Source organism: Mesorhizobium sp. M0601, from assembly GCF_040320845.1.
In the GTDB taxonomy this organism is placed as follows: Bacteria; Pseudomonadota; Alphaproteobacteria; order Rhizobiales; family Rhizobiaceae; genus Mesorhizobium.
On the sequence record NZ_JAMYQK010000037.1, the window covers coordinates 1 to 17,927 of the forward strand.

Annotated in this window: 21 protein-coding genes and 1 pseudogene; 14 read left to right on the plus strand and 8 right to left on the minus strand. The window is 58.4% G+C overall.

Annotated elements, in window-relative coordinates; genetic code table 11:
* A pseudogene (locus NKI41_RS25725) lies at positions 1 to 161 on the plus strand (S-(hydroxymethyl)glutathione synthase); the annotation flags it as partial.
* Positions 162 to 893: 732 nt separating this feature from the next.
* On the plus strand, positions 894 to 1,577 hold the full coding sequence (locus NKI41_RS25730) for a response regulator (protein WP_023679211.1): 684 nt from the start codon (positions 894 to 896) through the stop codon (positions 1,575 to 1,577).
* 423 nt (positions 1,578 to 2,000) lie between these two features.
* On the opposite strand, the gene NKI41_RS25735 is transcribed toward NKI41_RS25730, so the two are convergent.
* From NKI41_RS25735 to NKI41_RS25750, 4 genes are all read right to left on the minus strand, one after another.
* Positions 2,001 to 2,144 carry a hypothetical protein gene (locus tag NKI41_RS25735; RefSeq protein ID WP_352616137.1) on the minus strand — a complete coding sequence of 48 codons (144 nt, stop codon included), beginning with the start codon at positions 2,142 to 2,144 and terminating at the stop codon, positions 2,001 to 2,003.
* Positions 2,145 to 2,293: 149 nt separating this feature from the next.
* Positions 2,294 to 2,755 carry an RrF2 family transcriptional regulator gene (locus tag NKI41_RS25740; RefSeq protein WP_352616139.1) on the minus strand — a complete coding sequence of 154 codons (462 nt, stop codon included), beginning with the start codon at positions 2,753 to 2,755 and terminating at the stop codon, positions 2,294 to 2,296.
* Between the two features lie 58 nt (positions 2,756 to 2,813).
* Positions 2,814 to 3,278, minus strand: a complete 465-nt coding sequence (locus NKI41_RS25745; protein ID WP_352616141.1) for a group III truncated hemoglobin — start codon at positions 3,276 to 3,278, stop codon at positions 2,814 to 2,816.
* Between the two features lie 176 nt (positions 3,279 to 3,454).
* Positions 3,455 to 4,000: a PTS sugar transporter subunit IIA gene (locus NKI41_RS25750; RefSeq protein ID WP_352616282.1), complete on the minus strand. Its 546-nt coding sequence runs from the start codon at positions 3,998 to 4,000 to the stop codon at positions 3,455 to 3,457.
* A 415-nt stretch (positions 4,001 to 4,415) separates the two neighbouring features.
* On the opposite strand from NKI41_RS25750, the gene NKI41_RS25755 reads away from it, so the two are divergent.
* The 3 genes from NKI41_RS25755 to NKI41_RS25765 all read left to right on the plus strand — a co-directional run bounded on the left by NKI41_RS25755 (position 4,416) and on the right by NKI41_RS25765 (position 6,290).
* Positions 4,416 to 4,829, plus strand: coding sequence for a DUF5602 domain-containing protein (locus NKI41_RS25755; protein ID WP_352616284.1), 414 nt, complete (start codon positions 4,416 to 4,418; stop codon positions 4,827 to 4,829).
* Entirely contained in the window at positions 4,826 to 5,350 is a 525-nt protein-coding gene (locus NKI41_RS25760) for a plastocyanin/azurin family copper-binding protein (protein ID WP_352685610.1), read from the plus strand. The genes NKI41_RS25755 and NKI41_RS25760 overlap by 4 nt, the downstream gene beginning before the upstream one ends.
* Before the next feature lie 109 nt (positions 5,351 to 5,459).
* Entirely contained in the window at positions 5,460 to 6,290 is an 831-nt protein-coding gene (locus tag NKI41_RS25765; RefSeq protein WP_352685611.1) for an ATP-binding protein, read from the plus strand.
* A gap of 17 nt (positions 6,291 to 6,307) precedes the next feature.
* On the opposite strand, the gene NKI41_RS25770 is transcribed toward NKI41_RS25765, so the two are convergent.
* A complete protein-coding gene (locus tag NKI41_RS25770; protein ID WP_352616148.1) occupies positions 6,308 to 7,159 on the minus strand; it encodes a LysR family transcriptional regulator in 852 nt (283 codons plus the stop codon).
* A 19-nt stretch (positions 7,160 to 7,178) separates the two neighbouring features.
* Here NKI41_RS25770 and NKI41_RS25775 point away from each other — a divergent pair, with 19 nt between their 5' ends.
* From NKI41_RS25775 to NKI41_RS25815, 9 genes are all read left to right on the plus strand, one after another.
* On the plus strand, positions 7,179 to 8,108 hold the full coding sequence (locus tag NKI41_RS25775; RefSeq protein WP_352685612.1) for a gluconate 2-dehydrogenase subunit 3 family protein: 930 nt from the start codon (positions 7,179 to 7,181) through the stop codon (positions 8,106 to 8,108).
* A 26-nt stretch (positions 8,109 to 8,134) separates the two neighbouring features.
* The gene (locus NKI41_RS25780) at positions 8,135 to 9,904 is read left to right on the plus strand and encodes a GMC family oxidoreductase (protein WP_352685613.1); all 1,770 of its coding nucleotides are present in this window, start codon (positions 8,135 to 8,137) and stop codon (positions 9,902 to 9,904) included.
* Positions 9,905 to 10,026: 122 nt separating this feature from the next.
* Positions 10,027 to 10,434, plus strand: a complete 408-nt coding sequence (locus NKI41_RS25785) for a c-type cytochrome (protein WP_352616154.1) — start codon at positions 10,027 to 10,029, stop codon at positions 10,432 to 10,434.
* Positions 10,435 to 10,470: 36 nt separating this feature from the next.
* A complete protein-coding gene (locus NKI41_RS25790; protein ID WP_352616156.1) occupies positions 10,471 to 10,692 on the plus strand; it encodes a hypothetical protein in 222 nt (73 codons plus the stop codon).
* Positions 10,689 to 11,060 carry a DUF488 domain-containing protein gene (locus NKI41_RS25795; protein WP_352616158.1) on the plus strand — a complete coding sequence of 124 codons (372 nt, stop codon included), beginning with the start codon at positions 10,689 to 10,691 and terminating at the stop codon, positions 11,058 to 11,060. Before NKI41_RS25790 ends, NKI41_RS25795 begins: the two co-directional genes overlap by 4 nt.
* A gap of 146 nt (positions 11,061 to 11,206) precedes the next feature.
* Entirely contained in the window at positions 11,207 to 11,863 is a 657-nt protein-coding gene (gene fsa / locus NKI41_RS25800; RefSeq protein WP_352616159.1) for a fructose-6-phosphate aldolase, read from the plus strand.
* 252 nt (positions 11,864 to 12,115) lie between these two features.
* On the plus strand, positions 12,116 to 13,651 hold the full coding sequence (locus tag NKI41_RS25805; RefSeq protein ID WP_352685614.1) for an FAD-dependent oxidoreductase: 1,536 nt from the start codon (positions 12,116 to 12,118) through the stop codon (positions 13,649 to 13,651).
* 79 nt (positions 13,652 to 13,730) lie between these two features.
* Positions 13,731 to 14,027 carry a hypothetical protein gene (locus NKI41_RS25810; protein WP_352616161.1) on the plus strand — a complete coding sequence of 99 codons (297 nt, stop codon included), beginning with the start codon at positions 13,731 to 13,733 and terminating at the stop codon, positions 14,025 to 14,027.
* A 433-nt stretch (positions 14,028 to 14,460) separates the two neighbouring features.
* Positions 14,461 to 14,589 carry a hypothetical protein gene (locus NKI41_RS25815; RefSeq protein ID WP_352685616.1) on the plus strand — a complete coding sequence of 43 codons (129 nt, stop codon included), beginning with the start codon at positions 14,461 to 14,463 and terminating at the stop codon, positions 14,587 to 14,589.
* A gap of 181 nt (positions 14,590 to 14,770) precedes the next feature.
* On the opposite strand, the gene NKI41_RS25820 is transcribed toward NKI41_RS25815, so the two are convergent.
* The 3 genes from NKI41_RS25820 to NKI41_RS25830 all read right to left on the minus strand — a co-directional run bounded on the left by NKI41_RS25820 (position 14,771) and on the right by NKI41_RS25830 (position 17,801).
* A complete protein-coding gene (locus tag NKI41_RS25820; RefSeq protein ID WP_352685617.1) occupies positions 14,771 to 15,391 on the minus strand; it encodes a Tim44/TimA family putative adaptor protein in 621 nt (206 codons plus the stop codon).
* A 49-nt stretch (positions 15,392 to 15,440) separates the two neighbouring features.
* Positions 15,441 to 17,036 (minus strand): cytochrome c oxidase subunit I, encoded by a 1,596-nt coding sequence (gene ctaD, locus NKI41_RS25825; protein WP_352685619.1) that lies wholly within the window; start codon positions 17,034 to 17,036, stop codon positions 15,441 to 15,443.
* Between the two features lie 102 nt (positions 17,037 to 17,138).
* Positions 17,139 to 17,801, minus strand: coding sequence for a 5-formyltetrahydrofolate cyclo-ligase (locus tag NKI41_RS25830; protein WP_352685621.1), 663 nt, complete (start codon positions 17,799 to 17,801; stop codon positions 17,139 to 17,141).
* Positions 17,802 to 17,927: the final 126 nt, after the last annotated feature.

Here is a 17,927-nt window from a genome sequence, read left to right on the forward strand (position 1 = left end):
TCTCCTCGATCATCGAGTCCGGTGTCGATCCGAGCCGCATGGACGGCATAAGGTCACAGCTGAAGTCGATCGGGCTCGAACCTTATGATTGCCTCAATCCAGGACTGATGGACTATATCGCCACCTGGACGGCCAAGAGATCCGGCGCGTTGCCGGCCTAACGACTGATCAGACACTTTGGGGGCCGGACGAAATCGCCCGGTCCCCAGGCGTTGGAACGAACGCAGGCGAGCGCGTAGACGGACACGCTTCGTAAGTCATTGCTGACGTGCTGTCAGCCTCGGGGGGCGCTGGGCTCAACGGGAATACGCTGAAATTGGTCCAACCGGATCGTACAGCTTCAAGATCAGCGACTGCGATCAGTTGGTTCTGGCTTGGCGCGGCCCAGATCGTGGACTAGCTTGGATATCGCGGGCAAAGTCGCGCCCAAAGCGCGATGGCGGCAAGGTGGTGCTCCTTACCAGTACGATATCGAGCGCCTAGCGGGGCTTGAACGGCAGCACCATCAGCTTGCTGCGTTTTGTACAGGAAACCAGCCCGTATACCAGCGCGACCCCAGACCAGCCGATACCATCGGTGCGGCCGCGAACAGGGCGGGCGTCGGGGAAGCGTCGTGTGGCGGCCGGCAACAGTGCGAAAGCCGGCGGTCACTGGCTGTCACGCGAAGCCGGAAGTCGGTCACGACCTGTCTCTGTTTCAATCGATCCGTCGCCGGCACATTCGGCCGATTTGGGCCACCGGGCAAGGTATTGCATTTCAGAACGGCCACATCTGCCGCGTGGCGCCGCGGAAATCATACGCACATTCTGCTTTAGCCGGCCAAGATGGCAATGTACTATTTGCCAATAAGCTGGCCATGGTTGCAGGACTATTCTAGGCCAGACCAAACCGAAATGAAGCTGATGACCGATCGCGCCAGGTTCCTGATCATTGACGACCATCCGCTGTTTCGCGAGGCGCTGCATAGTGCCGTGCAGATGGCCTATCCGGAGGTCGACACGGTGGAGGCGCGCTCGATTGCCGAGGCGCTCGAGCTTCTGACGGATGCCAAGCCGTTCGACTTGGCGCTGCTCGATCTCAGTATGCCCGACGTGCATGGGTTTGACGGGCTGCTGCAGCTCAGGACGCGTTATCCGCGCCTGCCGGTGGTCATCGTCTCCGGCTATGAGGAACCAAAGATCATTTCCGAGGCGCTGTCCTACGGTGCGGCCGGCTTCATCCCGAAATCGGCGCGCAAGAGCGACCTTGCGGCCGCCATTCGCTCGGTGATGGAAGGCGCGATCTATGTTCCCGAGACTTATGAAGGCCGGCCGCGCGACGCCGACAGCACCGACCGCGCCGAGATGGTGCAGCGCCTGGCTACGCTGACGCCGCAGCAGCTCAAAGTGCTGCAGATGCTGCGCCAGGGCCTGCTCAACAAGCAGATCGCCTATGAGCTGCAGGTCGGCGAGACCACAGTCAAGGCGCATGTCTCCGAAATCCTGCGCAAGCTCAACGTCTACAGCCGCACCCAGGCGGTGATCGAGGTCTCGAAGCTCGACAATGCCGAGCTGTTTCGCGATCCGGCGGGGTTTTGAGAGGGCTCGCTAACAAGCGCACTGTCACCCTAGTCGACCGCACTCGTGTCACCGCAATCAGACTAAGCGACGGCTCTCACGTTCCTGACACCAGCTAAGCAACCCGCGCCTCTCTCCTTCGTCATCGGCTTCCCGCTCGGTGCGGTGAAAACGCTCGTGTCGCCGACCAACCCGCAGCAGGAAATAAAAAGTGGGTATGCGGACCACTATCTGGCACCTCCGTGGCAAGAGTTGGGTTCGTCTCGGTCAGGCACATTCCAGCGGATGAGCGTTTCCGAATTGGGTACTGCCAGTGCAGGTCGCGAAGACCTCTCTAATCTTTAATAGTCAATACCAGCTGTTAGCTCGTGGGCGCCGCGGCATTGCTTGCGGCGCCCAAGTCACGAGCTGCTTTCTCGATTGCGCCACAGCCCTCATTGCGAACTAGACAAATATCATGACTACGATCGCGCCGATCACGATAAGGACAAGGCCGCCGACCAGCATCGGCAACAGACTGTTGTCCGGGTCGATGCCCGATTCAAACTGTTTCGTTATCTGCTCATGGTTCTTCTTTGGTTCAGCCATGGCTCGTCTCCGTGCGGGAAAAATCGAACATACGTCCGGTCTGTGGCGGCCGCATGCGCCGTCCTCACATTGATTACGCGATAAGATAGTGCGGCTCTTGATCCTTCGCGGCGCAATATTTTGTCTCCGATCGTAGAGAGATGTCGACCTTACTCGCCGCTTTGCACCACGCCGGAAACTTGGAGTGGTGACGGCTTGCCAAGGAAATCCTGAGGCATCAGCGTGACGTCGGCCAGCGTGTAGCGGTCAAGGGTGCTCTGGAAGGAGGCGATCGCTTCGCTAAACATACCTGAAAGCTTGCAGGAGCCGGTGAGCACACATTGGTTTCCGGTGGCGAAGCACTCCACAACCGCGAAATCCGGCTCGGTCAGCCGTATCACATCGCCGATTCGGATCATCTCGGGCTGGCGGCCTAGAACAAGACCGCCGGAACGACCGCGGACCGCCTTCAGGTAACCGCCGCGTGTCAGGGTATTGGCGACTTTGTTGAGGTGTGTCTTCGACACCTTGAAGGTGCGAGCAGTCTCCTCGATCGTGATCAGGCGATCGCCGGCGGAGGCCGCGTACATCAGCATCCTCAAAGCATAGTCCGAGAAGTTGGTCAGCCTCACCGGTGCCTCTCTTGGATTGGCGTGCTGTTATGGGAACCACTAACAGACCAATTCGGCATCACAGGTCTTTCTCGGCAATAGGTTCGATGCCAATCGTAGTCTCGCCACGGCTGAAGGCGACGGCGAGACGGAAACTATGAGCGATGCGCAACGCGCGCTTCATAAAGAGCGCTGCCACCTCGGGCGGGCAAATGCGGCGTACCGTTGCGCGAAATAACTTTAACCAGCGACGGAAATGCGCCTCGCCGAGACCGGCTATGGCCAGGTGTGGCGGTAGTGGCCGGCCTTCATATCGCGACGTCCGAAGTAGCGTCGCAGACCAGAAGTCGCACATCTTCGCCAGATGCTGCGGCCACTTGTCGGGCTCAATCCGGTGGTGGAAAATTGGGCCGAGAATGTCATCACGACGAATTTCGTCATAAAAACCGTGGACCACGCCGCGGATCATTGTCTCGTCGAGCACATCCGGCAACAGGACGCCGTCGATGATGATAGTTCTCCTACTCCGGCCTTTCTCACTCATCTGGACGCTCCTGTTTTCCCCGATGCGAGCGGCCTCAAGCCTTGGGTTCGCCCCTCGATGGATGCGACATAAAACATAGATTGTCAATCTATGTTTTGGCGCAACAAAGCACGCATGCAGTGGGAATCCGAAGCTGATGCGGATCTGCCTGGCCCAATCCGCTGGTGACGAGCCTCTTAGGTGGCTGTGGTTCGTGCCGCGGCACTGGATTCTAAGGCATTGCTGAACTGCTTAGGTATTTCGATGCCATGCCCGACGCGGCAAGAATGCGCCGGAAGCGGCTCAGTTTCCAGAATCGCCAACGCCTCATCGGATGACTGTGTCAGTCGGAGTCGCTCCCGAACTTGAGATGTCCGAAGCACCCGGCATATTTGCGAAAGGGCAGGGAGGAAGGCGGAACTGGCAGAGCGCGGCCAGAGTACAGTGTAAATGAGATCGACGGGGTCGTCGTCGGGGCCGTCGAAATCGATAGGCTGGGCCAAGCGTGTCAAAGATGCGACGGGCGAAGAGATCATACCCAGTAGAACGTGGGGGATTGCGACGCCACGACCTATGCCCGTCGAGCCGAAATCCTCGCGGTCGAAGAGACCACGGAGAACCACCTGCTCGTCAAGCCCGGCTCTTCGCGCAATCCTGATCGCGATTTTTGATAAGGCTGATTGCTTTCCCTTTGTCGCAAGGTCAAGCGAAATGTCTTCCTCTGACAAGACGGGGGAGGTCATCAGGGTCAACTCCAAGTCGATCCAAACGCGATCGCAAATCAGCGTTCAGCCGCACTGGCTAAGCAGGGCAAAGGAGGTGTGGAGACGCTGGCTGTCCCGGACGCGGAGCCAAGGCTTTCTCGCGTCCGGGCTAATGACCCGTTTTGAGGTGTCGCGGCCGCCGGGAATCGAGGTGGAAGATATTCATAGCAACTAAGAGGTAGTGAAAGATTTTCCTAAGTCAAGCAAGCAGGTGCGCACCCGAATAGCAGAAATAATGCACTGAAATGCCAGTTAATTTCGTTTGACCATCAGGACAGTCTCCTGCTTGCTGGCTGGACGCGAACAGGCCGCGCCAGCAAGTGAAAATCGGATTTTTGACCTCTTCCAGATCTTCGGCCATCGCGGTTTTTTAATTCAACAAGGAGATACCGTGATGAAAATACTCGCCCTCGCACTTGTCGTGACAATGGGCAGTTCGCTTTGCGCCATGGCGGCGTCTGAGGTCACTAAATCCCCGCCAGCCGCACCTTACCAACAGGTCAGCAAGCTTGTGAAGCTGCCCGACTTCTTACCCGGCATGGGCCAACTTTTTGTCGATCCTACGACGTTGCCGGCCGGTCCGTTCCTTGCCTATGATCACGAAGGCAAGCTTGTCAGCACCATCTATATGCTGCCGATCAAAGGCCTCAATCCGGACAAGCGTTTTGACGACCTCGCCGCGCCCGGCGGCAATGTCGACCATGTCGACGTCTACTACAATGCCGGCCATCCTGGGGTCGAAGAGCCGCATGTCCACTTGGTGCTGTGGCATGTCTCAGCCGCAGACGAGGCGCGGGTCGCAAAATGACACTCACGCGCCGTAAGATCCTAAGCGCGGGCGGGGGCCTTGCCGCCGCCCTCTCGCTCTCTTCTGTCACAGTATGGGCCGGCGAGGCGATCGAAATCCGGATGCAAGGGCGCGACGACGGTTCACACGTTTGGTTCGACCCGATAGGCATTCTGATCAAACCAGGACAGACGGTCCGCTGGACCAATCTCAATCCTGGCAATTCGCACACGACCACGGCGTACAATCCGGCAAACTTCGAGCGACCGCTTCGCATGCCCAAGGCGGCAAAGCCATGGGATTCCGACTATCTCCTGCCCAACGAGAGCTTTTCGGTGACCTTCACCGAGCAGGGGGTCTACGACTATTATTGTATCCCGCATGAGCATGCCGGAATGGTCGGCCGTATTATCGTCGGCGAACCAGAGGCACATGGCTGGGCTGAACTGATCGGGGCAAATGGCGACCTACCGGAGGAGGCCCTCAAGGCATTCCCGACTGTCGAAGACATCATGGCGAAAAGGGTCGTCCGGCGCGCTTAGGTCATGCGCATAAAGGCGCAGCCCTCAGCACAAATGGGAGCGAATACGACGATGCTAATGGGAGCGCGAGTTTCTTGGGTGTCGTCAGTGACCTATAGGGGCGACTTTCATGACAGGCTGCGTGTTTCCGTGTGAAACTCAACCACCCTCTCAGGCCGAATGCGACGCGCACAGCGCGGCGCCGGACACGCCTCTCGATGTCCGAACTGCTGCCGAGCAACGCGAGCGTGCAACGCTCCGGCTTGCTGCGCTAGGCGAAATGACAGGCGGTATTGCCCATGACTTTAGGAATCTGTTGGCAGTAATCGAATCCGGGCTCGGGCTCGCCGCGCGGAGAGCCGAGGCGCCCGAAAGCGTGCGTGCCTACATTGCCGCAGCACGGGAAGGGATCGATCGAGGGATCGAGCTGACCTCACAGCTACTCGCCTTCGCAAAGCATCAGGACCTTGATACCCACGCTGGCAATTTGAATGAGTTCCTCAGGTCTTTCGAGCCTTTCCTGAAGTATGGCGCGGGACCTGATGTCCGCATCAAGCTGGAGCTTGGCTCCGATGTCCCAGACTGCTTGATCGATCCCGCACTTTTCGACAGTGCAGTGCTTAATCTCGTCATGAACGCACGAGATGCGATGCCAAATGGCGGGGAGATCCACGTCACCACTGAGCGATTTGTGCAGACGACCGCGACACCTGACCCGCCCGGGCCGGGTATCTACGTATGCGTTCGCGTCAAAGATCACGGTTGCGGCATGCCTCCGGAAATCTTGCGAAAGGTGTTCGATCCTTTCTTCACGACGAAGGGTGAGAAGGGCACCGGGATAGGGATGTCGCAAGTGCAGGCACTAGCGCTGATGGTTGGCGGCAAGATCCGCATTACGAGTGAACGGGGGCTCGGAACGACAGTCGACCTTCTATTCCCATCAATCCAAGCGGGCACTTAAACGTCCAACAAGAGTTCCTACAATTTCGTCTCGTCGCGTGCGACGGAGTGCAATCCTGCCAAGGCAGCACCTACTACGCTCTCGTCCGCACTCGCGGATTGCACCGCATAAACCGGATAGGAGAACTGCGGCATTTCAGGCACAAGGTGCAGCCGGCCGGCCTCTAAGTGAGGTTGCACAGAACTCATCCTGAAGTATCCGGAGCCGCCAGTCGCAAGAACATAGCTCAGTGCGAGCGGACCGAGATCGAAAGAAAGATCTGGCGCCGCGCTCGGGAAATTCATCCCGTGGTGAAGTCCAAAATCCGGTCCCCAATCCATATAAATATAATCGGATTCGTCCAGCAGGCGCGCTTCGGAGTTGGTGGTCACAAGGACGAGTTTTTCCTCCAGAAGCAGATCGATCTTCAAACCCGGTCTGTGCGGGGGCGCATACATGATGGCTAAGTCGACCATTCCCGACGCGACCTGGTTGATCAAATCCTGCGGCACATCGACGTGTACGCGGAGTGCAATATCCTGAAGCGAGCCGCGCATCCATCGGACCCAATCCAGGAGCAGAGGTTGCGCAAGGCTGACTTCGCTGCCGACCGTCAGAACGGCTCGGCGTCCCGGGGGCACGGCAACCTGGTGAAGGGTGCGCTGCCATAGTTGGACGAACATCGGCGCGTGGCGCAGAAATTGCTCGCCGGCCGAGGTCAGCGAAGCTCCGCCTTTGTGGCGGACAAAAAGGCGCCGGCCCAGTTGCTGCTCGAGGTTGCGGATTCGTGCGCTTACCGTCGTCTGCGCAACATTCAGGCGCTCCGAGGCCCGAATGAAACTTCCGGTCGATACGATCTCGATAAAGGTGCGGGCGAGCTCGATGTCCATGACGGACATAGCATAAAAATTGCGCTTAAATGTCAATCAATTTCGCTTGCCACATAGTTACTGTGAGCACTACGCTCGAAGAATTCCACCAAGCCTAGCGCTGGATGCTGCGCAGCGCCGGTTGGAGCGGGCGCAAGCTCTCTCCATCCTCACACATCCTTTTACCGGCAGCGTCACAGGAGAGATCATGTCGACGAGAGACAAGAGCCAAGGCGATGTGGGGCGTCGCGATTTCTTGAAGCTGTTCGGTGCCGCAGGAGCGGCAGCGAGTACGTTGCCGCTGGCAGGATCCGCATCGGCGGACGAAATGATGGCCGCGCCGACCGGCAAGCCGCAGCGTCACGAAAGCGACGGCCTGAAATCTGCTGTCCGTGGCTCCGGCTATGAATTCTTCAATGTCGACGAATCCGCCTTCGTCGAGGCGGCGGTTGATACGCTCATTCCCAGCGATTCAACCGGCCCCGGCGCCAAGGAACTCGGCGTCGCGATCTACATCGATCGGCAAATGGCCGGCGGATACGGCAAGGGCGACCGGCTGTATCTAGAAGGGCCGTTCGGCGAGGGCACGCCAGAGCAAGGCTATCAACTGCCGATGACGCCATCGGAATTGATCCGGGCCGGCATCGCCGACGTCAGTGCCTATGTGCAAAAAAACCACAAGAGCACCTTCGACGGCCTGTCGGCAAAAGATCGCGCCGCGGTCATGTCCGAACTCGACGTCAAGAAGGTCGAGCTTCCAACCGTGCCAACGGCGACCTTCTTCGGGGTTCTGCTGCAGCTCACGATCGAGGGTTATTTCGCCGACCCGATGTATGGCGGAAACAAGGACAGGGCAGCCTGGAAGATGATCGGTTTCCCAGGCGCCGACGCCATGTACATGGACAAGATCGAACCGTTTCGGAACAAGCCCTATACGGCTGAACCGAAGGGCATCCAGGATCTCGTTTAGTCGACTGAAGAAGAAGGAGATGTAGCATGGTCACCAAACTCAACGCGGTCGATGTCCTGATTGTCGGTCTTGGCTGGACGGGCGGCATTATCGCCAAGGAGCTTGCATCGACCAAGCTGAAGATCGTCGCCCTTGAGCGGGGAGGCCCGCGCGACACCAATCCGGACTTTATCGACCCGCAGATCCATGACGAGCTGCGCTACGCCGCCCGCCATGACCTCATGCAGAACGTGCGGCGGGAAACCATTACCTTCCGCAACAGCGAATCGCAGAGGGCGCTGCCGATGCGCCAACTCGGCTCATTCCTGCCCGGCCAGGGCGTCGGCGGCGCCGGCGTGCACTGGAACGGCGTCACTTGGCGCTGGCTCGAATGGGATCATCAGGCGCGCGCCCGGACGATCGAAAAATACGGTGAGAAGATCATCCCTTCGGACATGCACCTGCAGGACTGGCCAATCACCTATGACGATCTCGAGCCCTATTACGACAAGTTCGAGAAGACCTGCGGCACCTCCGGCAAGGCCGGCAATATTAACGGTCGGAAGATCGACGGCGGCAATATCTTCGAGGGATCGCGCAAGGACGAGTACCCCAATCCGCCGATGATTGCCGCACAGAGCATGGTGATGTTCGAGAAGGCGGCCCGCAATCTCGGGTACCATCCGTTCCCCAACCCTTCGTCTAATGCGTCGCGCGATTACGTCAATCCTGATGGCGTGGCCTTCGGCCAATGTCACTATTGTGGCTTCTGCGAACGTTTCGGCTGCGAGGCGAATGCCAAGGCGAGCCCGCATTTCACCGTCATTCCGCTGGCGCTGAAGAACCCGAATTTCGAGCTGCGCACCAACTCCATCGTGCTGAAGGTCAATCTCGACTCGACCCGCAACAAGGCGGTCAGCGTCACCTATCTCGACGCACGCGGGCGGGAGTTGGAACAGCCTGCCGACCTCATTATCCTGTCGGCCTATGCGCTCGGCAACGTTAACCTGTTGCTGCATTCGGGGATCGGCGTGCCCTATGACCCGACAACGGGAAACGGTGTGGTCGGGCGCAACTATGCCTATCAGTGCGGTGGCGGAGCTACCGCCTTCTTCGACAAGGACACCATCCTGAATCGCTTCATGGGAGCAGGTGCGCTCGGCACCTGCATGGACGATTTCAACGGCGACAATTACGATTTCGTGAAGGCCGGCTACATCGGCGGCGGCGGCATCAGTTGCAGCAACTCGGGCGCCCGGCCCATCCAGTCACATCCTACGCCGCGCGGCACGCAGCGTTGGGGCTCCGACTGGAAAAAGGCAGTGGTCGACAATTATGACCACGCGGCCAGCGTTGGCAATCAGGGCGCCGTGATGGCCTACCGCCAGAACTATCTAAGCCTCGATCCGACCTACGCCGACGTCTTTGGACGTCCACTGATGAGAATGACGTTCGACTTCCAGGACAATGAGGTAAAGCAGATGAACGGTCAGGCCGACATCTGCGTGAAGATCGCCAGGGAGATGGGTGCGACCAAGATCGATCGGAGCATTCCCCCCGTGCCTTATTCGATCGTGCCTTATCAAAGCACCCACAACACAGGTGGAGCAGTCTTCGGAGCGGATCCGAACACTAGCGTTCTCAACAAATATCTTCAGGTCTGGGATGTTCCGAACGTATTCGTCACCGGCGCTTGCGTGTTTCCCCAGAACGCCGGGAAGAACCCGACCGGGCCGGTAGGTGCTCTTGCTTACTGGGCGGTGGATGCGATCAAGAACCAATATCTGAAGAATCCCGGCCCACTGGTTCCCTCCTGAGGCAAGGCCTGCCGGATCCGGATCCGCGGTTTGGATCCGGCAGGCTGAGTTTGTTCGAATCCCGATAATGCCAGGTGCGGACTTGGCCATAACCAAGCCGCCGCTCATTGAAAGCAGAAAACATGAAATCGACCTTGCTTGGATTGGCGACCGCGATTCTCACCGCAGTTGGTTCGGTCCATGCGCAGGACGCATTGTCCAGCAACGCCGAAGCCGGTGCCATCGTCTTCAAACGGTGCATGGCCTGCCACAAGGTCGGCCCTGACGCAAAGAACGGCATAGGTCCGGTCCTAAATGGTGTTGTGGGCCGAGCGGCCGGTGCATATCCCGATTACAGTTATTCCGCGGCGAACAAGAATTCGGGTCTGACGTGGGACGAACCGACGCTGACGACCTATCTGCGCGCGCCGCGCAAACTGGTTCCCGGCACAAAGATGGCGTTCGCCGGTCTCAGCAAGGACCAGGAGATCGCCGACGTCATCGCCTACCTGAAACAGTTCAACGCTCAGGGTCAGAAGGTCGGCCCCTGAGGCGCGACCAGTCACGGGCTGCAAAGCACAACCTGTATGAAGTTCCTTCTGCACCAGGGCCTGGGGTATTCCACGGTTCATCAGATCGGCGACTACCTGCGCAGCCATGGCGCCGGCCATCACTGGATCGAGCGATATCGCGGCGACATCTTCGTGTTCGTGTCGGATGCAGCCGACGAGGCAATCCTCAGAAGCGAATTCTCCGGGCTTCTCGACGCTGTTGACGATACGGAGACGGACAGGACAGGACGTCGATGAGCGAAAAAATCTTTCACGAGAGAGTAAAATTGAAAAGGGCATATGAGAGCCCTGCCGCCGACGATGGCACGCGCGTGTTGGTGGACCGCCTTTGGCCGCGAGGGGTCAAGAAGACCGAGGCCTCCATCGATTATTGGATGAAAGAACTCGCGCCAAGCGCCGAGCTTCGGCAATGGTTCGGACACGATCCAGCACGCTGGGAGGAATTCCGCCGGCGATATGCGGCGGAAATCCATGAGCATCGCGATGAGCTCGACCGACTACGCGACCTGATACGGCAAGGCGCCGTCACACTCGTCTACTCGGCTCATGACGAGGCCCACAACGACGCCGTTGCCCTTAGAGAGATTTTGCTGAGACGTCGATAGAGAGGTCACGTCGCTCCTGCACTAGCACTGCGTTCAAAGACATAGGGCGTGCGATCACGACAGCGACAATAAACTCGTCTCTCCGGAACCAAACCAGAGAAAATTCATCCAATCATCGATGGGCGCGCTCAGTTGAGGAGAAAACGATGAAATTCTTTGTCGATACCGCCGATATATCTGAAATTCGCGAGCTTGCTGCCGCTGGCATTCTCGACGGGGTGACCACAAACCCGTCCCTTATCTCAAAGACTGGCCGACCGATCAGAGATGTGATCAAGGAAATTTGCCAGACGATCGAGAGCCCGGTTTCAGCGGAGGTCACCGCGACCGACTTCGACGGCATGATCGCCGAGGGAGAGCGTTTGGCCGGCATTGCCGCCAATGTAGCCGTCAAGGTGCCGTCGACCTGGGATGGATTCAGGGCTTGCCGGGCACTCAGTCAGCTCGGGCACAAGGTCAATGTCACACTGTGCTTTTCAGCCAACCAGGCGCTGCTCGCAGCCAAGGCAGGCGCGACCTTCATTTCGCCGTTCGTCGGCAGGCTCGACGATCTCGGTCTGGACGGCATGGAAGTGATCCGAGAAATCCGCATGATATACGCCAACGACAAATCCTTCACGACGGAAATCCTGGCGTCCTCAATTCGCACCCCTCTTCATGTCAAACTGGCGGCAATGGCGGGCGCCGATATCGCGACCGTGCCGCCCACAACACTCAGAAACCTTGCCAAACACCCACTCACTGACAAGGGACTCGAGTCCTTTCTCGCCGACTGGGGGAAGACGGGGCAAACGATCCTGTAATCACCCAGGGGAGGGGCGGGGGTCGCAGGCAGCTATCACAAAAGTTGCACTCAAATGCCGATTAAATTCGTTTGCATGACGCCCAAAATGGCAGGAAATTGCGCGTGAAGAGCCGGTTCCGCTTTGGTCGGACGTTACCCGGAAGCGAAATCGAGAATTCGAAGACGCGCTGGCTTTGTGCGCTCACAGGCTGATGAGCCTAGCACCGCTCCCCTAGGGGCGATTTTGTATAAAATCGCCAAGGAGAAGAAAATGGCTGAAACCTATGCTAAATTGATCGGGCCGGATCTGATCCAGGGCATCGCGTTCTCGGACCTTCTAGATGGCGGCAAGCTAGTCGGCCATTGCGGCGATGAGCAGGTGCTACTGGTGCGCCGCGGGACCGAGGTCTTCGCGGTCGGGGCGACTTGCACGCATTACGGCGGGCCGCTTGTCGATGGTCTTGTGGTGGAGGATACCGTCCGCTGTCCTTGGCATCACGCGTGCTTCGATTTGCGTACGGGCGAGGCCTTGCGAGCGCCTGCCTTCAATCCACTCGCGTGCTGGTCGGTGCAACAGCGAGATGGCCGGATATTTGTCGGCGAGAAACTCAAACGGGCGGCACCGAAGCCGCGCGACGGAAGCGCTGGCCAGGCCCCCGAGAAAATCGTCATTGTCGGTGGCGGCGCGGCTGGTTTTGCTGCGGCCGAAACACTGCGGCGCGAGCAGTACCAAGGCAGAATCGTCATGATCAGCGATGACCAAGCCCCGCCCGTCGACCGGCCGAACCTCTCCAAGGACTACCTCGCCGGAAAGGCACCGGAAGATTGGATTCCGCTCCGCGGGGGGAAGTTCTATTCAAAAAACAACATCGACCTGCGTCTCGATACGAAGGCCGTTCGCCTCGACCTGCATTCCCGCGAGGTTGTCCTCGCGGATGAAGGCAGGATTCCTTACGACAGGCTACTCCTTGCAACCGGGGCCGAACCGATGCGCCTGACCATACCCGGCGCCGACCAGCCACACGTACACACGCTGCGCTCGTTCGCAGATTGCAAGGCGATCATCGAGCGAGCCACGACTGCGCGAGGCGCCGTCGTGCTTGGCGCCAGTTTCATTGGCCTGGAAGTTGCAGCGGCCTTGCGCTCGCGCGGCATCGACGTTCATGTCGTGGCGCCAGATAAGCGACCCATGGACCGGGTCCTGGGTCCGCAAATGGGCGACTTCATCCGCGCCCTCCATGAGGAGAACGGCATTGTTTTCCATCTCGAGGACACCGCGGGCAGCATTGACGGCAGGACGGTGAAACTCAACAGCGGCAAGACATTGACAGCCGACTTCGTCGTGGCCGGCATCGGCGTGCGACCGCGGATCGGGCTCGCCGAAAAGGCGGGGCTTAGCCTCGATCGCGGTGTCGTTGTGAACGCGCTTCTGGAGACGAGCGCACCAGGGATATTCGCCGCCGGCGACATTGCGAGGTGGCCAGATCCTCACAGTGGCGAGAACATTCGGGTCGAGCATTGGGTGGTTGCAGAGAGGCAGGGGCAGACAGCGGCGCTCAACATGCTTGGCCATCGCGAGAAATTCGTCGCGGTGCCGTTCTTTTGGAGCCAGCACTACGATGTTCCCATCAACTATGTCGGCCATGCCGGGCAATGGGACGAGATCGCGGTGGACGGTGACATTGCCGCCAAAGATTGCTTGCTCCGCTTCAAACGAGAAGGGCGCACTCTGGCTGTCGCCTCGATCTTCCGCGACGTTGAAAGTCTGGAGGCCGAGGTGGAAATGGAGCGCCAAATGGCAAGCTAGCTTCGGCTTCCGAACAAACGCGCATTCAGGTTCAGAATGGCGAAGCGGAATGTTGGTTGTGACTGAAAGGAGTTCGACTATGTCCACAGTGCAGCAGGAACTAGGTATCACCAGTGGCTTGGACACGTTTGCGCCCGTCCAGCGTTATTCAAAGATCGTGAAATTCGTCGACCAGGTCGCCAAGCAGGCGGCTAACGATCCACCGACCCTGGTTGAAATCTTCTCGGACAGCGGCCGCTGGTATTGCCGTGTTCGTCGCGGCGATGAAAAGACCCGGCCGATGGGTCCATATACCAAACAACAGGCTGAGCGGATCCAGGAAGCTCGGAGAATGTTGCTTGCCAAAAGAGGCGCCGCTCGGATCATGTTCGAGTAGGAAAGGAACCTTTGCGACCACACCGGCCGGCGAACTCCTGCTACAATGATCGTCATGACTTTTTGAATATTTGCAGAGCAGGCCTTCGGCTTGCCGCGTTGGGAAGCCGCTTTTCGCCACGGCACGTCTGCTATAACTCGATGCGATCTAGGCACGGGCGAGGACGTCTCGGGCTGGATAGATGTTCCAGCATAATCAACAGACCAGACGGACCTTGTGCGAGAAATTCTCGAGCTTGTCTAGCTTGTGCGTCTGCAAGTGTGGTTTTGCAATGTCCGCGTCAAATTACAAGATGCGATGTAAACGGCCGTTGCCGTTCTCGACGAAAGATAAGAGCACGACCCCCGCGCGAACGCTTTGCGAGCAGGATTGAGGTTTTGCCACCCTTTATTGATTTTGTACGAAGTACCCATCTACAAACCTGGATCTGATTATGGACGACTACGACAACCAGAAAGGCGCTGAGCCTGAGGACGTACGCGCCGCATTGAAGGGGTGGGCATTGTTTGGTGTTCTGATGAGCATTGTCTTTGGTCTCGCCTACGTCCTGATTGAGATGTAGTGGCCCACGAAGCAGCTAGCCTTGCGGATTGCGCGAGAAGAGGCGCGTTTGCAATGCCTTGGGCTGTGCTCGGTGCTGGTATATTAGAATCGACTTTTGCATTCTAGCAGATTTCCGGCAGCGCTACCCGCTCGCTGCTTGAAAATGGCCGACTGAACCGTGTCATCTCGAATTGATTGCGTTAGTCGCCCTCGGTGGCGATCAACATCCAGTCGCGCTTCGTTGACTGGGTTTCGCGTGCGAACGTCCACGTATCGGTCACCTCAACAATCAGCGTGGGATCGCCAGCGGCGACCGAGTCGTTGGCTGAACAGGTGACACTGACCACCTCGGAAACGAAGCGAACGGCGATCTCTACGGTCCCATTCTCCCCAAGAGCGTCGATGACTTTTGCTTCACTCATGCCGATGAGGGTCAGCTGCAGCGTCTCTTCCCGATCCCGGCGCCCGGCAATCGTTCGTTCGAAGGTCTGAAGCACTTCCGGCCCGACAAGGCGTTTCAACGTTTGGATGTCGCCATGCGCGTAGGCCTGCAGGATAACTTTATAAGCCGTTCTGGCGCCGGCCAGAAACGCCGCCAGGTCAAAATTGGGATCGATGTCCCGGATCATATCGACGGGCTGGCCCGCCGATGAACTATAATCGGCAACGTCGCTTCCTTGCTCAGTCACGGCGTCGCCCCGCCTGGTCTTGTCTTCGCCCGAGCGCGGCAGCAGTTGGTCCCAACATCCCAGTAGTGCCCAATAGAACGCGACGATTGTTACGAGCAGGATCTGGTTGTTTGGATCTGTGGTCTCGTTCATGACGTTCTCCCGACAATAACAGACGCCGATTTGGAACTGGAGGCGAGTGTTAGAGAATGCGCGGCAGCTTTTCCCATTGGTGGAAGGGTGGCGGCGACGGCAGCAGCCATTCGAGGGTGGTCGCCCCTTCGCCCCATGGATTGGCGCCAGCCTGGCGTTTGCGGCTGAAGGCTTCCGCTACCGTGATGAAGAAGACGATAAGGCCGGCCGTTGAAATGTAGGACCCGATCGACGAGACAAAATTCCAGCCGGCGAAAGCGTCGGGGTAGTCGGCATAGCGTCGCGGCATGCCGGCCATGCCGAGAAAATGCTGCGGGAAAAAGGCCAGGTTGACGCCAATGAACATCACCCAGAAATGCAGCTTGCCCATGGTTTCGTTGTACATGTAGCCGGTCATCTTCGGAAACCAGTAGTAGAAGCCGGCGAAGATGGCGAAGACCGCGCCCAAAGACAGCACATAATGAAAATGAGCGACCACAAAATAGGTGTCGTGATACACGCGGTCGATACCAGGGTTTGCAACCATGATGCCGGTGACGCCCCCGATGGTGAACAGCAGCACGAAACCGAGAGCCCACAGCATCGGTGTCTTGAACTCTATCGATCCTCCCCACATGGTCGCCAGCCACGAAAACACCTTTACGCCGGTTGGAACGGCGATGACCATCGAGGCGAAGGCGAAGTAACGCTGGGTGTCCACGGACAGGCCAGTCGTATACATATGATGCGCCCACACGACGAAGCCGATCGCGGCGATCGCCACCATCGCGTAGGCCATGCCGAGATAGCCGAAGATCGGCTTTCTGGCGAAGGTCGAGATGACATGGCTGATGATGCCGAAGCCGGGAACGATCATGATGTAGACTTCGGGATGGCCGAAGAACCAGAACAGATGCTGGTAGAGGATCGGATCACCGCCGCCGGAGGGCGCGAAGAAGGTCGTCCCGAAATTGCGATCGGTCAAAAGCATGGTGATGGCGCCGGCGAGCACCGGCAGCGACATTAGAAGCATGAAGGCAGTAACAAGCATCGACCAGGCGAACAAAGGCATCTTGTGCATCGTCATGCCAGGCGCGCGCATATTGAAGATGGTGGTGATGAAGTTGATAGCGCCAAGGATTGAGGAGGCACCCGAAAGGTGGATTGAAAGAATGACGAGGTCGACCGCGGCGCCTGGCTGGCCATCAGTCGACAAGGGCGGGTAGAGCGTCCAGCCGCCGCCATGGCCAAGCGTGCCGGGCGCTCCTGGAACGAACATTGAGGTGATGAAGAGGATGAATGACATCACCAGCAGCCAGAATGAGATGTTGTTCAAGCGCGGAAAGGCCATATCGGGGGCGCCAATCATGATCGGCACCATCCAGTTGCCGAAGCCACCAATCAGTGCCGGCATGAGGACGAAAAAGATCATGACCAGCCCGTGGGCACTGACGACGACGTTGTAGACCCCCGGATCGCCAAATATCTGCAGGCCCGGCTCCTGCAACTCCATGCGGATCAACACGGAAAGCGCTGTGCCGAAAACCCCGGCCATGATCGAGAACAGCAGGTAAAGGGTCCCGATATCCTTGTGGTTGGTGGAGAACAGCCACCTGACGACAAACCGGGGCTTGTGATCGTCCAAGGCCGTGGCTGGATTAGACATGATGTGCTTCCTGCTCTTCACTGTTGGCAGGCAAGACGACTCAACGATGGACGGCATCTGCAATCGGCCGTCACAAGGGGATCAGGCCTTGCCTGCACTTACTCATTCATCGGTGACGATCACATCCATCGGAATGTCGTGCGGCTGCGGATAGATGGTCGGGATCCTGCTGCCGGTGTAGCCGACGCCGATGACGAGAGGCCGCTTCGGCGCGGCTGCCAGGGTTCGGTCGAAGAAGCCGCCGCCATAACCCAAGCGATAGTTGGCCTGGTCGAAACCGACAACGGGCGCGATGACCACATCTGGTTGGACCGAAGGACCGTGTGACGGGACAAGAATGTTCCAGATGCCGCGTTCCAGAGGGTCTCCCGGTCCCCAGACACGAAACTCCAGCGGCCAGCCTTTCTTGATGACGACCGGAAGCGCAATCCGCCCGCCGCGCTCGATCACCTTTATCGCCCAGTTGCGTAGATCCGGCTCACCGCGGAATGGCCAATAGCCGCTGACGATCCGCCCACTCACCCGGCCAACAGCCAGATCGAGAGCGGAAGCGATACGCAAAGACCTCGCATTGCGTTCGTCGGCGTCGACCGCAAGACGCTCATCGATCAGACGCTTGCGTTCCGCCTTGCGCCATCGACAGACATCCGGCCAGGCTTCCTGCACAACCGACTCGATGCCGTATCCTGGAACAAGTTCGTGCATGAAGCACGGAGGAGAGGCGTACTCTCGCGTTTCCAAGGAAACATCTTCCTGATCAGACATTGCGCGCTCCATTGACCGTTGCAGTGGAAACTATCTCGCCCTCATCGACGGTGCGCTGCGTAAAATAGGAAGGCAAATGGAATTAAATGCTGTATTGATGCAAGAATATTGCACTGAACCGAAAGC

Excerpts from the sequence above, each read along its gene's own strand:
- NKI41_RS25735 (WP_352616137.1), bottom strand. The coding sequence starts at position 2,144 with ATGGCTGAACCAAAGAAGAACCATGAGCAGATAACGAAACAGTTTGAA.
- NKI41_RS25785 (WP_352616154.1), top strand. The coding sequence starts at position 10,027 with ATGAAATCGACCTTGCTTGGATTGGCGACCGCGATTCTCACCGCAGTT.
- NKI41_RS25730 (WP_023679211.1), top strand. The coding sequence starts at position 894 with ATGAAGCTGATGACCGATCGCGCCAGGTTCCTGATCATTGACGACCAT.
- NKI41_RS25770 (WP_352616148.1), bottom strand. The coding sequence starts at position 7,159 with ATGGACATCGAGCTCGCCCGCACCTTTATCGAGATCGTATCGACCGGA.
- NKI41_RS25755 (WP_352616284.1), top strand. The coding sequence starts at position 4,416 with ATGAAAATACTCGCCCTCGCACTTGTCGTGACAATGGGCAGTTCGCTT.
- NKI41_RS25780 (WP_352685613.1), top strand. The coding sequence starts at position 8,135 with ATGGTCACCAAACTCAACGCGGTCGATGTCCTGATTGTCGGTCTTGGC.
- NKI41_RS25760 (WP_352685610.1), top strand. The coding sequence starts at position 4,826 with ATGACACTCACGCGCCGTAAGATCCTAAGCGCGGGCGGGGGCCTTGCC.
- ctaD (WP_352685619.1), bottom strand. The coding sequence starts at position 17,036 with ATGTCTAATCCAGCCACGGCCTTGGACGATCACAAGCCCCGGTTTGTC.
- NKI41_RS25820 (WP_352685617.1), bottom strand. The coding sequence starts at position 15,391 with ATGAACGAGACCACAGATCCAAACAACCAGATCCTGCTCGTAACAATC.
- NKI41_RS25745 (WP_352616141.1), bottom strand. The coding sequence starts at position 3,278 with ATGAGTGAGAAAGGCCGGAGTAGGAGAACTATCATCATCGACGGCGTC.
- NKI41_RS25765 (WP_352685611.1), top strand. The coding sequence starts at position 5,460 with ATGACAGGCTGCGTGTTTCCGTGTGAAACTCAACCACCCTCTCAGGCC.
- NKI41_RS25810 (WP_352616161.1), top strand. The coding sequence starts at position 13,731 with ATGTCCACAGTGCAGCAGGAACTAGGTATCACCAGTGGCTTGGACACG.
- NKI41_RS25830 (WP_352685621.1), bottom strand. The coding sequence starts at position 17,801 with ATGTCTGATCAGGAAGATGTTTCCTTGGAAACGCGAGAGTACGCCTCT.
- NKI41_RS25795 (WP_352616158.1), top strand. The coding sequence starts at position 10,689 with ATGAGCGAAAAAATCTTTCACGAGAGAGTAAAATTGAAAAGGGCATAT.
- NKI41_RS25805 (WP_352685614.1), top strand. The coding sequence starts at position 12,116 with ATGGCTGAAACCTATGCTAAATTGATCGGGCCGGATCTGATCCAGGGC.
- NKI41_RS25750 (WP_352616282.1), bottom strand. The coding sequence starts at position 4,000 with ATGACCTCCCCCGTCTTGTCAGAGGAAGACATTTCGCTTGACCTTGCG.
- NKI41_RS25815 (WP_352685616.1), top strand. The coding sequence starts at position 14,461 with ATGGACGACTACGACAACCAGAAAGGCGCTGAGCCTGAGGACGTACGC.
- NKI41_RS25790 (WP_352616156.1), top strand. The coding sequence starts at position 10,471 with ATGAAGTTCCTTCTGCACCAGGGCCTGGGGTATTCCACGGTTCATCAG.
- fsa (WP_352616159.1), top strand. The coding sequence starts at position 11,207 with ATGAAATTCTTTGTCGATACCGCCGATATATCTGAAATTCGCGAGCTT.